Source organism: Saliphagus sp. GCM10025334, from assembly GCF_042663485.1.
GTDB lineage: Archaea > Halobacteriota > Halobacteria > Halobacteriales > Natrialbaceae > Natronosalvus.
This window is the reverse complement of record NZ_JBHTAF010000002.1, coordinates 540170-553674: the sequence shown is the minus strand read 5'-3', so window position 1 is coordinate 553674 and position 13505 is coordinate 540170. Positions and strand designations below refer to the sequence as shown.

The window sequence follows — 13505 nt, the reverse complement described above, 5'->3', positions numbered from 1 at the left end:
CTATGACGATGATGGTCGACATTCGGAAGCTGAGCTTTATCAACGAAATGGCGAAGGTCGGAACGAACGGCGTCGCCGACAACATGAGCAAACTGACCGGCGAAGACGCCCAGATGGAGGTCACGAAGACGAACTTCATCGACGTCGACGACATCCAGAGTCAGCTCGAGCCAGGCAAGCGCGTCGGCGTCCGGGTCCGGTTGCTCGACCCGCCCCACGGACACATCCTCATCCTCTTTCCCGAGGCAAGCGCGAAGAAGATCACCGCGATCATGCTTCGGGACGTCGTCGACGACATGTCGAACGTCTCCGGGAAGATGGCCCGAAGCGCCGTCGAAGAGATGGGGAACATGATGGCCAGCGGGTTCATCGACGGCTGGGCCGACGTGCTCGGGCGCGCGATCGACATCGCCGCCCCACAGCTCGTCTACGCACCGGCCGGCGACATCGTCGTTCGAACGGCTGGGCTCGGCGGCGACGACCTCGCGCTCTTCTTCGACTCCGATCTCTCGGTGCCGAGCTATCAGATCGAGGCGGAAATCTACGCCTTCCCGGAGCTCGAGGAGTTCGTCGAGATGGTCAACGGCATCGACGTGCACCCTGCATGAAACTCGACGTCAACGCCCTCGGCACGTTCTACCGGATGGCCCGCGAAGGCGCCGGGCTGGCGGCCGGTCGGCTGACGAAGATGACCGGCGTCGAGACGCAGGTCGGGGTCACGAAGCTCAACTTCATGCGCGGCGAGGAGATTCGACACGACTTCGAGGACGGCACCGAGAAGGTCGGGATCCGCGTCGAACTCAGCGGCGGCCTCGACGGCCACTCGGTCGTCGTCTTCGACCGCAACAGCGCGCTTCGCATCGTCGAGATGCTGATCGCCGAGGCCGACGTCGAGGAGTTCGACGAGATGAGCATGAGCGCCGCCACCGAGGTCGGGCAGGTGATGAACAGCGGGTTCATCGACGGCTGGGCCGACGTCTTAGAGACCGTGATCGACGTCTCGACGCCGAAGTTCATCGAGGGAACGACCGCCGAGCCCTTCTTCGGCGACATCGACGAGGCTCCTGGCGAGGGGGACATGGCCCTGCTCTTCCAGAGTCACATCAACGCTGTCGGCACCGAACTCAGCTTCAGCCACTACCTGTTCCCCGCGCGCGACTCTATGGCAAGCCTGCTCGAGCGACTGCGCACCAGCGACGGAATCGAGTACGACAAGCTCGACGGCTTCGACCGGATGGCCGAGCAGGGTGCCGAGGAGGTGGCGAAGACGGCGACGACGCTCACCGGAATCGAGACGAGCGTCGAGATTCGACGCCTGAACTTCGTCTCGCTCGAGGCTATTCCCGCGTCCGTCCCGAACGAGCGCCTCGTCGGGGTCGCCTTCGAGTTCGACGGCACGCCGAGTGGGTACCTCCTGTTCCTGTTCGACGAGGAATCCGCACACGAGATCGTCGACGCGATGGTGCCGATGGAGACCGGCGACGAGGATGGATTTGGCGAGATGGAGAGAAGCGCCATCAAGGAACTCGGGAACATCATGGCCAGCGGCTTCCTCGACGGCTGGGCGAACGTGCTCGACACGACGATCGATCACTCGCCCCCCGAGTTCATTCACGACATCGGCACCGCCGCCGTCGACCCCGTCATCATCCAGCTGGGCGAGAACCAGGAGTTCGCGTTCGTCTTCGACACGCAGGTGATGGCCGACGGGCGCGAGTTCGACTGTGACATCTACGCCATCCCCGACGAGCGAGACCTGGAACGCGCACTGAACGACCTCGACGTCGACCGCATCGAGGAGACGCCGACGACGGCCGAATTCGGAGACGTAGAATGAAGACGTACGGAACCGAACCGGGGGTCCCCGAACCGGTGCAGGTCGGAATCTCCGAACTCGTCGTCAGCGAGGGCGAGGACACGCTGAAGTCCTACGGACTGGGTTCGTGTCTCGCCGTCGCGCTGTACGATCCGGACTCTGACATCGGTGGTCTCGCACACGTCATGCTCCCGAACGGCGACGCCGCCGACAATAGCGACGTCAAGCCCGGAAAGTACGCCGACACGGCCATCCGAGCCCTCCTACGGCGGATGGTCGAACGCGGCGCCAGCTACACCTCCGTCGAGGCCAAGATCGCCGGCGGGAGCGACATGTTCCAGTTCGAGAGCTTCGGCGACGGCGTCGGCCAGCGAAACGTCGACGCCGCGAAGACCGAACTCGAGAAACTCGGCGTCCCGCTGATCGCCGAGGACGTCGGCGGAAACCACGGTCGGACGGTTGAATTCACTCCCGGCACCGGTACCCTTATCGTTCGGACGGCCAACGGTGAGCACGGAGTGAGCGAGTTGTGAGCACCGACCCGGCGTTCGAACGCCTCCTCGAGTACGTCGAGGCGGAGCTGGCGTTCGCCACGAGCCACTACAACACGAGTTACCTCGACCGGCGGGTTTCCTCACGGATGCGCCGAACCGGCTGTGACAGCTACGAAGAGTACTTCGAATTGCTGCGGTCGGAGGCGGACGAACAGCGGGCGCTGCTCGACTCGCTGAGCATCAACGTCACCGGCTTCTTTCGCAACCCCGACGTCTGGGAGGGGATTCGCGACGTGCTCCGAACGCTGACCGAGCGCCACGAGAGCGTCCACATCTGGAGTGCCGCGTGTGCCGACGGCCGCGAACCGTACTCGCTGTCGATGCTCGCCCACGACGACGACGAAATCGACGAATCGTCGATCCACATCCTCGCGACCGACATCAGCGAGCCGGCCCTCGAGACCGCGCGCGAACGGACGTACACCGAATCCAGGACGGTCGATCTCGGCGACCAGCTCGAGTTCCTGGACGCCTACGAGCAATACGTCGACCACGACCCGTCGAACGAAACCTACCGGGTGCGCGAGTCCGTCGCCCGGCCGATCACGTTCGAGCGACACGACCTCATCAACGGCGAGGCGAAGTCCGGGTTCGACCTCGTGATCTGCCGGAACCTGTTTATCTACATCGACAACGCGTACAAACAGTCGATGCTCGAGACCATTGCCCGATCGCTTCGGGCCGACGGTTACCTCGTCATCGGCAAGGCCGAGACGATCCCGCCGACACTGAAGTCCGCGTTCGCGATTACCGATGGCAGACTTCGGATCTACCAGCGAGAGGGCTCAGTGGGAGTTTCGATGAACTCCGAGTCGACCAACTAATCTCCCGTCCTCGTGGCGGCTACCGAAGTAACGCTCGGACCGACTGCTTCGTCTCGACGAACGCCTCGTCGTCATCGATGACGAGGGAGACCGATTTGGAGCTCGTTCTGGCATCGCTCCCAGACACACGGTCACGGGGTTCGTGCTCACCGGAGGCCTTCGAACACTACAATAATTATACTAATAGGCCTAGTCGCACCGCCGCGGTGTTCGAGCGTCTCGACACGGTACTCGAGTGGGGCCTCGAACGCGAGGAATCCGTTAGTTCTCCTCGCCGAAGGTGAAGACGTCCGACGGGTCGTCCTCGCGCCGGCCGTCGCCCGACGCAGTGTCGTCCGCCCGTTCGTCGCCGTCGCTTTCGTCGTCGTCTCGCTGCTCTTCGAGGGATTCGGACGTATGGTCGACCGATTTGGGCGCAGTTTCGTCCTCGAGCGATGGGTCCGATCCGGTCTCGGGAAGCGGTGTCGGGTTGTCCGCCCCCGCGACGAGGACTTTCGCCTCGGCGTCGACCACCTGACCCGGTCCGACGCCGGTGTCGAAGCGGTCGAGTGCTTCCGAGAGCCGTGTGGCCTGATCGGACAGGTCGCTCGCGCTGTGGGAGACCTCGGTCAGGGCCGTAGTCTGCTCTTCGGCCGCGGCGGCGACGTTCTCGCTCTCGGCGGTGGTCTCCTCGGAGATGGTCGCCGCCTCGTCGACCATCGAGACGACCTCCTGGGTCGACGCCGCCTGCTCTTCGGTCGCTGCGCTGATCTCCTGGACGCCCACGTTAGTCTCCTCGGCGTGGTCGGCAATCTCGTCCAGCGCGGCGACGGCGTCCTCGATGGCGTCGCGGTTCGCCTCGACGCGCTCGCTCGTGTTCGTCACCGACTCCGCGGTGTCGGCCGTCCGGGCCTGGATCGCCTCGAGTCGCTCCTCGATGTCCTCGGCGGCGTCTTTGGTCTCCTCGGCCAGGTCCTTGACCTCGCCGGCAACGACCGAGAAGCCGTCTTCCCCCGCGTTCGAACGCGACGCTTCGATGTTGGCATTCAGCGCCAACATGTTCGTCTCCTTCGCCACCTCAGAGATGAACTCGATGAGTTCGTCGATCTGTTCCATCTCCGCCTCGAGCGCCTCGATGTCGGCCACCGCGGCCTCGGATTCGGTCTCGATGGCGTCCATCCCCTCGATGGCGTCCTCGGCGGCGTCGCGCCCACGCTTGCCCGTCTGGGCCGTTCGCTCGGCGATGTCGGCCACCTGGTTTGAGGACGCCGCGATTTCCTCAGTGGTCGTCGAGAGGCCGTTCATCTCGTGGTTGACCGACTGGAGGCTCTGGTTCTGGCGCTCGGCGCCGTCGGCGATCTCCTGGATCGACTCGGTCACCTGCTCGGAAGCCGAACGAACCTCCTCGCTCGAGGCGGTGACCTGTTCGCTCGCCGTTGCGACGTCGGTCGCGAAGGCCTTGACGCCGGCGGTGGTCTCCTCGAGTTCGGCGACCATCGCGTTGAACTCGAGGGCGATGTCTTCCATCGCCTCGTTCTCGGTTTCGGCGTCCATCCGGGCGGTGAGGTCGCCCTCGGCGGTCTCTTGCATGACGGCGCGGTACTCGTCGGCTTTCGCCTCGAGGTGGCGGTTGATCGCCTCGGTCTCCGCGCGGGCCTGTTCGGCCTCTTCACGGGCGTCCTGAGCGTTCTGGATCTGGTTCTTCAGCGAGTTGCGCATGCTATCGAACCCGGCGTAGAGCCGACCGATACTGTCGATCCGGGGCGACTCGAGTTCGACGTCGAGGTCGCCTTCTTCCATCCGCTCAGCCTTCCCGGTGAGCCGGTCGATCGAGCGCGAGGTGTTGAACCCGAGTGTTGCACCGACCAGGACGACCAGCAGGACGATGCCGAGGGTCGCGTAGATCCCGTACCGCTGGATGTTCTGTACGAAGCCGTACGCGCTGTTCGAGGGCGTGTGGACGAGGGCGACCCAGTCGGTCCCCGGAACCGGCGCGGCGCCGACGACGTACTCCTCGCCGGAACCGATGCTGTAACTGGATCGGCTGGTCAGGACGCCCTGGGCGCCGGCCTCGACGAGCATCCCCTCGCCCTGTCCAGCCGACAGCGAGCGCGCCGTCTCGAGTGGCCGGGTGGATTCGTCGTAGTTCGCCCATTTTGCTCCGGTCGGACTCGAGGCGATGACGCGATCCTGGCCGTCGACGAGCATCACGACGCCGGAGTCGCCGTCTCGCATCTGTTGTTCGTAAAACGAGAGCGGAACGGTGTACGCCAGCAGGTAGCTGTCCTGAAGGTCGCCGGCGTCGGTCACGTACGCGACCCGCTCTTCGTTCCCGCCGAACGTCCCACTCTGGTAGGCGCCGGTCGTCACCGTTCCGCTGATCGAATCGAGGTCGTCGAACCACTCGCCCTCGAGTTCCGAGACGGGGTTCAGATCCTGATCCGTCTTCGTGCTGGCGACGATGTCGCCGGAATCGGCGTCGATGTAGTGAATGTGTGGATACGTCCGACCGGCGCCCGAATTGTACCGACCGGCGATTTCGTCGTCGAGATACGCCTGGATGGTTTCGGCGTCTCCGCTCTCGATCGCACTCGAGCGGGCCATCGCCTCGACGGTCTCTTCGTTGTTCGTATTCCAGTTTCTGATGCCCTGTGCCTGCTGGACCGCGAGCGTCCCGTGGTCTTCGTGCACGATCGATTGCACCTCCGTCTGTACTTCCTCGGTCGCGACCAGTCCGATTGCCCCGACGGCACACCCCAGAACGAGCAACACGATAGCGAACTTCAGCGCGTAACTTCGTCGTATCACTCGTGGAACCAGTCTGCGGACGATACTCACCATACGACCTATAGATCAGCTATCCGTAATAAATGTTTGCTGTGAAAGTTCATCACAGATACGAGACGAATTCGAGACGTCGAAAGAATCGGACGAACGCCAGGCTCGAGAACGGTGTTACTACTCGAGAGAGCGAAACACGGGAGAACGAAACAGAAAAAACGCCGAATTCGGTACGGATTCGCTGATCGAGCCGCTCAGGAGCTGTTACCGAACGTGAACATGTCGTCGCTGTCGTCGGATTCGTCGTCGCCGTCGCCGTCGTCGGCTTCGACTTCCGACTCGAGTGCCAGCGTCGACTCGTTTACGCCCGCCGAGTCGACGGAATCGACGTCGTCGGTCTCGCCGCCGTCGCCCGCTCCATCACCGCCCGCTCCGCTTCCGGCCCCGATCTCGACGGGGTTCGATTCTTCGGTCTGTTGCTCAGACTGGTCGGTAGCTGGCGCATCCGTCACCGACGGGGTCGCGTCGTCGAACGCGATCGCGTCGCTCTCGAGGTCGTCAATGTCCCCAGATTCGAGCGCCGGCTGGGCGTTGGTGTCGAATCGGTCGAGCGCCTCCGAGAGCTGTGCCGCCTGGTTCGCGAGGTCGCTCGCGCTGCGGGAGACCTCGGTCAGGGCCGTAGTCTGCTCTTCGGCCGCAGCGGCGACGTTCTCGCTCTCGGCGGTGGTCTCCTCGGAGATCGTCGCGGCCTCGTCGACCATCGAGACGACCTCCTGGGTCGACGCCGCCTGCTCCTCGCTCGCCGCCGAAATCTCCTGGACGCCCACGTTGGTCTCGCCGGCGTAGTCGGCGATCTCGTCCAACGCGTTGGCCGCCCGCTGCACCGAGTCGGTGTGTTCGGCCACCCGGTCGCTGGTCAACTGCACCTCGGTCGCCGTCTGCTCGGTCTGGTTCTGGATCGCCTCGAGTCGCTCCTCGATGTCTTCGGCCGCCGTCTTCGTCTCCTCGGCCAGTTCCTTGACCTCGCCGGCGACCACAGAGAACCCTTCACCGGAGTCGCCCGAGCGAGCGGCCTCGATGTTGGCGTTCAGCGCCAGCATGTTGGTCTGTTCGGCGACCTCGGTGATGAACTCGATGAGTTCGTCGATCTGTTCCATCTCCGCCTCGAGTCGTTCGATCTCCTCGACTGCGGACTGAGACTCGGATTCGATCTCGGCCATGCCCTCGATGGCGTCCTCGGCGGCGTCGCGCCCACGCTTGCCCGTCTGGGCCGTTCGCTCGGCGATGTCGGCCACCTGGTTCGAGGAGGCTGCGATCTGCTCGATCGTGGTCGAGAGGCCGTTCATCTCGTGGTTGACCGACTGGAGGCTCTGGTTCTGGCGCTCGGCGCCGTCGGAAATCTCCTGGACGGATTCGGTGACCTGCTCGGAAGCCGAACGAACCTCCTCGCTCGAGGCGGTGACCTGTTCGCTCGCCGTTGCGACGTCGGTCGCGAAGGCCTTGACGCCGGCGGTGGTCTCCTCGAGTTCGGCGACCATCGCGTTGAACTCGAGGGCGATGTCTTCCATCGCCTCGTTCTCGGTTTCGGCGTCCATCCGGGCGGTGAGGTCGCCCTCGGCGGTCTCTTGCATGACGGCGCGGTACTCGTCGGCTTTCGCCTCGAGGTGGCGGTTGATCGCCTCGGTCTCCGCGCGGGCCTGTTCGGCCTCTTCACGGGCGTCCTGGGCGTTCTGGATCTGGTTCTTCAGCGAGTCGCGCATGGTGGCGAACCCGGCGTAGAGCCGACCGATACTGTCGACGCGCTGGGTCTCGAACTCGACGTCGAGGTCGCCTTCTTCCATCCGCTCGGCTTTCGTCGTGAGTCGGTCGATCGAGCGCGAGGTGTTGCGCCCCATGACGCCGCCGATGAGCATCACGAACAGGATGCCACCGATGGAGGCGTAGATGCCGTACTGCTGAACGTCCTGCACGAAGCCGAACGCCTCGGATTCGGGCGTGTGGACGACGACGAGGAACGGACTGCCCTCGGTAACGCGAGCCGCCGCGCCGATGTACGGTTCGTTTCCGTAATCGCTGCCAACGGCTGACGCCAGCGCGTCGTTCGGCTCGTCGACCGAGAAGTGCTCGCCCTCGAGGCCGACTGCGCTGAGGTTGAAGTCTTCGGTCGAGTACTCCTCGAGGTAGGCGTTTTCGCTCGGGTCCATGACGACCTTGGCGTCGCCGCCGCCGGTCTCCATGACGATGAACGAGATTCGACCCTCGTCTTCGTTGTGAATCATCTCGTCAGTGTACGCACCGATCTCGAGGGTGGTGACCATGAACTCGTTTTTCCCATCGACGCTCGTGACGTAACTCAACACGCGCGTCCCATCGGACGCGTAGTGTGGCACGATTGCAACGTTGGTATCGAGGCTCGAAACCCGGTAGCCGTAGAACTCGCCTCCTGATTTCAGGGGGTCGTCGTTGCTCTCGTAGTGGGGCTCGATCCTGGCGAACTCCGCTGCCCAGGTAATCTCGCCGTTCTCGGGACTGTGGTTTCGAACGATTTCTGCGGGAGCCTTCCCGCTGAGGTCCCCCACTGTGCTGTGCGTGACGTTGTTGTTGAGGTCGACGTAATGGACGCTGTGGGCGGACATCGAGTTACGTGCACCGAGCAACTCTCCTGTTTCACCCGTCGTCAGCGTATCTTCAGCTGATTTGTGTGCCTGGACGTTCAACTGGTTCCACTTGTCGACGTTCCGGGCTTCCTGCTGTGCCAGCTCTGCGGAATCGTCTTGCACCTGCGACTGTACTTCATTCGCGATTTGATTCGTCCCCAGATACCCCATTGCCCCCACAGACAGACCGATGACGAGAAGCACGATAGCGAACTTGAGTGCGTATCGCTGTCTGATGAATTTGGGAATGACTTTTCGGACCGGGCCTAACATACGGTCATAGACAGGTATCATTCACAATAAATCCTCTCCCGTGATTATCACGACTGAGAACAGGTCTCTGCAGAACAGTGTCGTTTAAGTTGTCAGCCCGGGATACCTACCCGAGTATCCGCCACTGAACGCACATGTCTACCCCCCGCCTCGAGACGTTCGTTACCCGAACCCGGCTCCTGTGTGAAGCCGCGCCACCGGAGACACTGGCTGAAACGACGCCAATCGTCGACATGCTGTTGAGCGCCCTTGGCTGGAACACCGTCCATGACTGCCGGCGAAACATCTCGGTGGCGGGAACCACACTCGAGTACGTCTGTTCGATCGAGGCGACCCCCGCGCTGTTCGTGACTGTCGATCCGGCGAGCGCGTTCCCCTCGAGTGATCGCCTCTCGGCACTCGGGACCTGTCTCGCCGAAACCGGGGTCGATCGCGCGATCTACACCGACGGCCGCGAGGCGGTTTTGCTCGCCGGAACGGACTCGATCGACACTCATCACTGCGACCTTCGCCGCCGGGAGACACTCGACCCGCTACTCGAGCACTACCAGAGACCGGCGCTCGAGCGGCGTCTTGGGCGCCACTCCAGAGCGACCGTCGCTCGTCGGCTGGCCGTCGAGCGTACGGCGGTGCGAGAGACGCTCGTCGACGATCTCGAGGCGGTCACCGGGTCGGCCTACACCGACGAACTCGAGGCGGCCGTCGACCGACTGATCGAACATCTGATCGGTTCGTTCTCGGGGACCGACGCCGCGTCCGCGTCTCCGTCCACGTCTGGAAACCCCGACGCCGGGACCCCGACGTTCGAGAGCGAGGCTGCCGAGGCCGAGGACGAGAGCGAGCCCCTCGAGAAGCCGACTCGAGACCGCGTCCAGTACTGCGAGCGGTCGCTGGACGGTCCTCCCGACAAACGACCCGACGCTGGCGACTCCGGTGACGGCGACGCTGGCGATGACACTACCAGCAACACCACCCCATCTACCGACCGAAACGAACCGACGACACGATCGGACGGTGAGTACGTCGCCCGTTTCTTCGCCGATCACGGCTCGATCGGGGCTATCGGCCACGGTTCGTCCACGGAGGCGCTCGTCCACGCCGCCGAGTTCCTCCTCGAGCGGGGACTATCGGGCGTCCACGTTCCGTGGCCCGGATCGGAACCCGAGGCCCACGAGGCCGGTGGCACCCTGGACCCCCCGGTTCTCGTCGACCGGGATGGTGCATCGCGCCTCTCACGGAGCCGGGAACTTTCGAACGGGTACCACCTCAATACCGCGGGTTCTTCGACTGACCACGCCGCTCGAGTCGAGGCGCTCGGCGCTCGAGCGGGGTATCGGGTGATGTTGACCGGCGACTGGAAGTGAGCAGTACTCGAGGTGGCGTGACGTTCAGTACTCAGTTTGATGTGACGTTCAGTACTCGAGGTCGGCGTAGACGACGTGAATCGTGACGCGGCCGTCGCCGCCGAGACTGCACTCATCTTCGCCGAACCCACGCTCCTCGAGCGTCCGCTCCCAGGCCATCTTGTACTCGGAGTTGCCGACGTCGACCGTCACCTCGTCGACGCCGGTGTAGGTCCGTCGGGTCGTCTTCGACGTGTTTTCGGTGAGCCGGAGCTGGTTGATCTCGCTGCTCTGGAGGGTTCGTGGCTCGGCTTCGATGACGAGCAGGGACACGACGGCGGTGTCGTCCCGACAGCGGAGCATGGGCTCCTGGAGGACGACGTTCCCGGTATGATCGCCGCGGAAGATGGCGCCGCCCTCGTAGGCGATGGTGTCGGTGCCGCTGCCGGCTTCGTATACGAGGCCGCCAGTCGTCACGTCGGTCTCGTTGATCACATCGCCAGAACTATCGTTGATGGAAATCGTCAACTCCGTCCCCTCGTGCGCCGTCGACACCGACCCACCACGAAGATTGAGTTCGCCCGATCGAGCCGTCACGCCGTCGTACCGGACCACGTCGTTGAAGTTGTCGCTCAGGGCGTCCATCGCCCGCTCGGCGTTGCGCAATTGCTCGCCCTCCTGGTAGCTCGTCAGCGACTGCATCCCGAAGACCGACACCATCGTCACCGAACCGATGATGATGGTGAACACGAGGATGAACGCCAGGACCTCGGAAACGGCGCGATCGTCGTGATCACAGGAGGGGGTACGATCGAACATTAGCGATCACGCTCGAGTCTAACTTTGTCGCCGTCGTGGACGATCCGGATGGTTCCGCCAGAAACCGAACTCCCGTCGTCGACGGGGGCGGTCACTGGCACGTAGATATCGACGTCCGCGCTCTGTGCGCTCAATCGCATACAGTTCGTCGCGTCTGTGAGTAACGGCTGATCCGCACAGGTTTCGTTATCCAGCAACGTGATTGTATACCGATTCGAGGCGACCATCGACGGATGTTCGGCGGTAAGATTCGCCGATCCGTTCTCGGTCGTCATTCGATCGACAGCCGAGATTTCGCCAGAGAGCCGTTCCCCGATGGTCTCGAGCGATTGCTGGGCGCTACGATCGGTCTGGGACTCGAGGAGCGACCCGGCGGAGATGAGAAGCCCGGCGATCAGGACTGTCGTGATGCCGATGGTGAGGACGTGGGTGATGGCGATGGAGACACCGCGGTCGTTCGATTCGGGCCCAATCACGAGTTGTACACCCCCAGCGGCATCGGCACCTCGAGCGTTCGAGACTGCGTGAGGTCGTTCGTGGTGTACTCGAGGCCGATCTTGATTGCGACGACGGCGTCTTTATCGTCCTCCCAGCCTGTCAGCGGATCCCCGCCGGTGAAGAGTACCTCAAGTTGTACGTCGCTGAGGTTATCACTAGGCGTAACGACGAGGTCGACGTTCGTCGTCGGCAGCGAGAGCCTGCTCGCCGAACACGTCGTCCGTTCCGCACCGTGGACCGTTCCCGTGACGAAGTCGATCGTCGCCGGCTCTCCGTCGAGTTCGATCTCACAGCGGTCGTCTCCTCGCTCGATCTCGAGGGTGCCGTCGTCCTCCGATATCGTGACGTCTGGGCTTCCGGCCAGTTCGACGGTGACGTTTTCACTATCGTTGAGATCGCCGCTCTCGAGCGTAAGCGCCACTCCGTAGATATCGGCGTCCGACACGTTTCGCTCGGCGGAGAGGTTCGCGGTCGCGTACGTTCCATTCACTGCCGACACGTTGCTCGAGACGATCGCTGGTCGATTCGTCGCCGTCCGGTTCTGATACTGGTCCAGGAACGCCTCGACGTCCGTAATGATTTGATCGTTCGAGTCGACGGCCACCTCGTCTCGCTGCTCGGCGACTGTCAGCACACCCTGGGTCACTTCTGCTGCCGTCCGCTCGGCGTCCGAGACGGTCTGCCCCGACGCGCTCGAGGAGAGCGTCTGGGTGTAGAGGACGCCGTTGAACACGACGACGACGCCGAGGAGGATGAACGCGATGGTGATTGCGGAGATGAGGACGAGCTGACCGCGTTCGCGGTCTCTCTTCTCCTGTGTCATCACCATACGACCACCCGTACCTCTACGACGTTGTAGAGGCCGCTACCGTCGTCGATATCGGGGATGTATCCCTCCGTACCCTGTATTTGGTCGAGGGTTCGATCGTCGTGATCAGGCGAGGTCAGATTCTGATCGTCGTGCAGAACGACTGTGTAACTCGCCGTCACCGCCGTACTCGAGGGCGGTCCCTGGTTGACGAGTTTGATCGGCGACGCCGCCTCTCCGGACTCGTTTTCGTAGTGTAACTCCACGTTGTAACTCTGTCCGGCGTCGAGGTGCTGATTCAAAATGGCACCCAGCGTCGATACGTTCTCGAACGCCGCCGTCGAGTAAACTCCCTGGACGCCGCTCGAGTGGTTGTGGAACTCCTCGAACTCGTCGCTCGAGTCTAGGTCGACGTACCGAACGGTTTGCGAGAGGTCGTTCTCTCGCTGAGCGATGATCAGTGCGTCCTGGACCTGTTGTTGTTGCTGGGCCTGGGCAGTGCGGTCGACCGCCCCGCCCGACGATGGCGTGATGACCACCGACTGCACTGCGAAGAGGACGGCGATCAACAGGATGAACGCCGCGATGAACCCCTCGAGCGTGTACGCCTGGCCGCGATCGGTCGTTCTCGAATTCGGTGTATTCCGTCTCATGGTTACCACACCCTTACGACGAGTCGACAGGCGGGGTCGCAGTCGACGTCGCCGGGCATCGCCGACGTATTCGAAACCGTCACGATCCGCGTCGCACTACCCGCCGACTGGCCCCGGTACTCGTCTCCAACGCCAAACTGGGGATTTCGAGTGGCGTTCACGACCGTCACGTTGATCCGATCGATCCGAACCGACCCGGTGTTTCGCAGCCCCAGTCCCGTGAGCCCGTCGGGATCGGCGTCCTCGAGCGCCGCCAGATCGAGGTCGTTCGGCTCCCCGCTCGAGTACTCTGTGACGATCTCGCCGGCGATTCGGTCAGCCTGTGCCGACTCCGGTGCCGTCGACGCCGAAAACGGCGTGATCAGCGACGGGACGAACGAGAACACGAACGCGACCGCGAGCAGGAACACCCCGATGCCGACCGCGAAGTCCTGGGTGGTCTGGCCTCTCGAGTCGAGTGAGATCGAGACCGAGACGGTACGGGGGCGTCGGCGCGTCAT

Annotated in this window: 12 protein-coding genes; 5 read left to right on the top strand and 7 right to left on the bottom strand. The window is 63.4% G+C overall.

Features of this window, described 5'->3' with window-relative positions:
* Window positions 1-2: 2 nt before the first annotated feature.
* From ACFQO4_RS11065 to ACFQO4_RS11050, 4 genes are read left to right on the top strand one after another with little or no spacing between them, the layout of a single operon-like run.
* Entirely contained in the window at window positions 3-608 is a 606-nt protein-coding gene (locus ACFQO4_RS11065; protein WP_253430985.1) for a chemotaxis protein CheC, read from the top strand.
* The gene (locus ACFQO4_RS11060; RefSeq protein ID WP_500260966.1) at window positions 605-1837 is read left to right on the top strand and encodes a chemotaxis protein CheC; all 1233 of its coding nucleotides are present in this window, start codon (window positions 605-607) and stop codon (window positions 1835-1837) included. Before ACFQO4_RS11065 ends, ACFQO4_RS11060 begins: the two co-directional genes overlap by 4 nt.
* Window positions 1834-2349 (top strand): chemotaxis protein CheD, encoded by a 516-nt coding sequence (locus tag ACFQO4_RS11055; RefSeq protein WP_500260965.1) that lies wholly within the window; start codon window positions 1834-1836, stop codon window positions 2347-2349. Before ACFQO4_RS11060 ends, ACFQO4_RS11055 begins: the two co-directional genes overlap by 4 nt.
* Complete coding sequence (locus tag ACFQO4_RS11050) at window positions 2346-3194, top strand: CheR family methyltransferase (protein ID WP_500260964.1); 849 nt, start codon at window positions 2346-2348, stop codon at window positions 3192-3194. The genes ACFQO4_RS11055 and ACFQO4_RS11050 overlap by 4 nt, the downstream gene beginning before the upstream one ends.
* A gap of 261 nt (window positions 3195-3455) precedes the next feature.
* Here ACFQO4_RS11050 and ACFQO4_RS11045 read toward each other — a convergent pair whose 3' ends face one another.
* Complete coding sequence (locus ACFQO4_RS11045) at window positions 3456-6014, bottom strand: methyl-accepting chemotaxis protein (protein WP_500260963.1); 2559 nt, start codon at window positions 6012-6014, stop codon at window positions 3456-3458.
* A 194-nt stretch (window positions 6015-6208) separates the two neighbouring features.
* Window positions 6209-8734 (bottom strand): methyl-accepting chemotaxis protein, encoded by a 2526-nt coding sequence (locus ACFQO4_RS11040; protein ID WP_500260962.1) that lies wholly within the window; start codon window positions 8732-8734, stop codon window positions 6209-6211.
* Window positions 8735-9018: 284 nt separating this feature from the next.
* On the opposite strand from ACFQO4_RS11040, the gene ACFQO4_RS11035 reads away from it, so the two are divergent.
* Complete coding sequence (locus tag ACFQO4_RS11035) at window positions 9019-10248, top strand: hypothetical protein (protein ID WP_500260961.1); 1230 nt, start codon at window positions 9019-9021, stop codon at window positions 10246-10248.
* Window positions 10249-10296: 48 nt separating this feature from the next.
* Here the strand turns inward: ACFQO4_RS11035 and ACFQO4_RS11030 are convergent, their stop codons facing one another.
* From ACFQO4_RS11030 to ACFQO4_RS11010, 5 genes are read right to left on the bottom strand one after another with little or no spacing between them, the layout of a single operon-like run.
* On the bottom strand, window positions 10297-11046 hold the full coding sequence (locus tag ACFQO4_RS11030; protein WP_500260960.1) for a DUF7289 family protein: 750 nt from the start codon (window positions 11044-11046) through the stop codon (window positions 10297-10299).
* Entirely contained in the window at window positions 11046-11522 is a 477-nt protein-coding gene (locus ACFQO4_RS11025; protein ID WP_500260959.1) for a DUF7266 family protein, read from the bottom strand. Before ACFQO4_RS11025 ends, ACFQO4_RS11030 begins: the two co-directional genes overlap by 1 nt.
* On the bottom strand, window positions 11519-12367 hold the full coding sequence (locus tag ACFQO4_RS11020; RefSeq protein ID WP_500260958.1) for a DUF7261 family protein: 849 nt from the start codon (window positions 12365-12367) through the stop codon (window positions 11519-11521). Before ACFQO4_RS11020 ends, ACFQO4_RS11025 begins: the two co-directional genes overlap by 4 nt.
* On the bottom strand, window positions 12367-13005 hold the full coding sequence (locus ACFQO4_RS11015; RefSeq protein ID WP_500260957.1) for a DUF7288 family protein: 639 nt from the start codon (window positions 13003-13005) through the stop codon (window positions 12367-12369). Before ACFQO4_RS11015 ends, ACFQO4_RS11020 begins: the two co-directional genes overlap by 1 nt.
* A gap of 2 nt (window positions 13006-13007) precedes the next feature.
* The gene (locus tag ACFQO4_RS11010) at window positions 13008-13505 is read right to left on the bottom strand and encodes a DUF7287 family protein (protein ID WP_500260956.1); all 498 of its coding nucleotides are present in this window, start codon (window positions 13503-13505) and stop codon (window positions 13008-13010) included.

Excerpts from the sequence above, each read along its gene's own strand:
- ACFQO4_RS11015 (WP_500260957.1), bottom strand. The coding sequence starts at position 13,005 with ATGAGACGGAATACACCGAATTCGAGAACGACCGATCGCGGCCAGGCG.
- ACFQO4_RS11045 (WP_500260963.1), bottom strand. The coding sequence starts at position 6,014 with ATGGTGAGTATCGTCCGCAGACTGGTTCCACGAGTGATACGACGAAGT.
- ACFQO4_RS11020 (WP_500260958.1), bottom strand. The coding sequence starts at position 12,367 with ATGACACAGGAGAAGAGAGACCGCGAACGCGGTCAGCTCGTCCTCATC.
- ACFQO4_RS11035 (WP_500260961.1), top strand. The coding sequence starts at position 9,019 with ATGTCTACCCCCCGCCTCGAGACGTTCGTTACCCGAACCCGGCTCCTG.
- ACFQO4_RS11030 (WP_500260960.1), bottom strand. The coding sequence starts at position 11,046 with ATGTTCGATCGTACCCCCTCCTGTGATCACGACGATCGCGCCGTTTCC.
- ACFQO4_RS11010 (WP_500260956.1), bottom strand. The coding sequence starts at position 13,505 with ATGACGCGCCGACGCCCCCGTACCGTCTCGGTCTCGATCTCACTCGAC.
- ACFQO4_RS11065 (WP_253430985.1), top strand. The coding sequence starts at position 3 with ATGACGATGATGGTCGACATTCGGAAGCTGAGCTTTATCAACGAAATG.
- ACFQO4_RS11060 (WP_500260966.1), top strand. The coding sequence starts at position 605 with ATGAAACTCGACGTCAACGCCCTCGGCACGTTCTACCGGATGGCCCGC.
- ACFQO4_RS11055 (WP_500260965.1), top strand. The coding sequence starts at position 1,834 with ATGAAGACGTACGGAACCGAACCGGGGGTCCCCGAACCGGTGCAGGTC.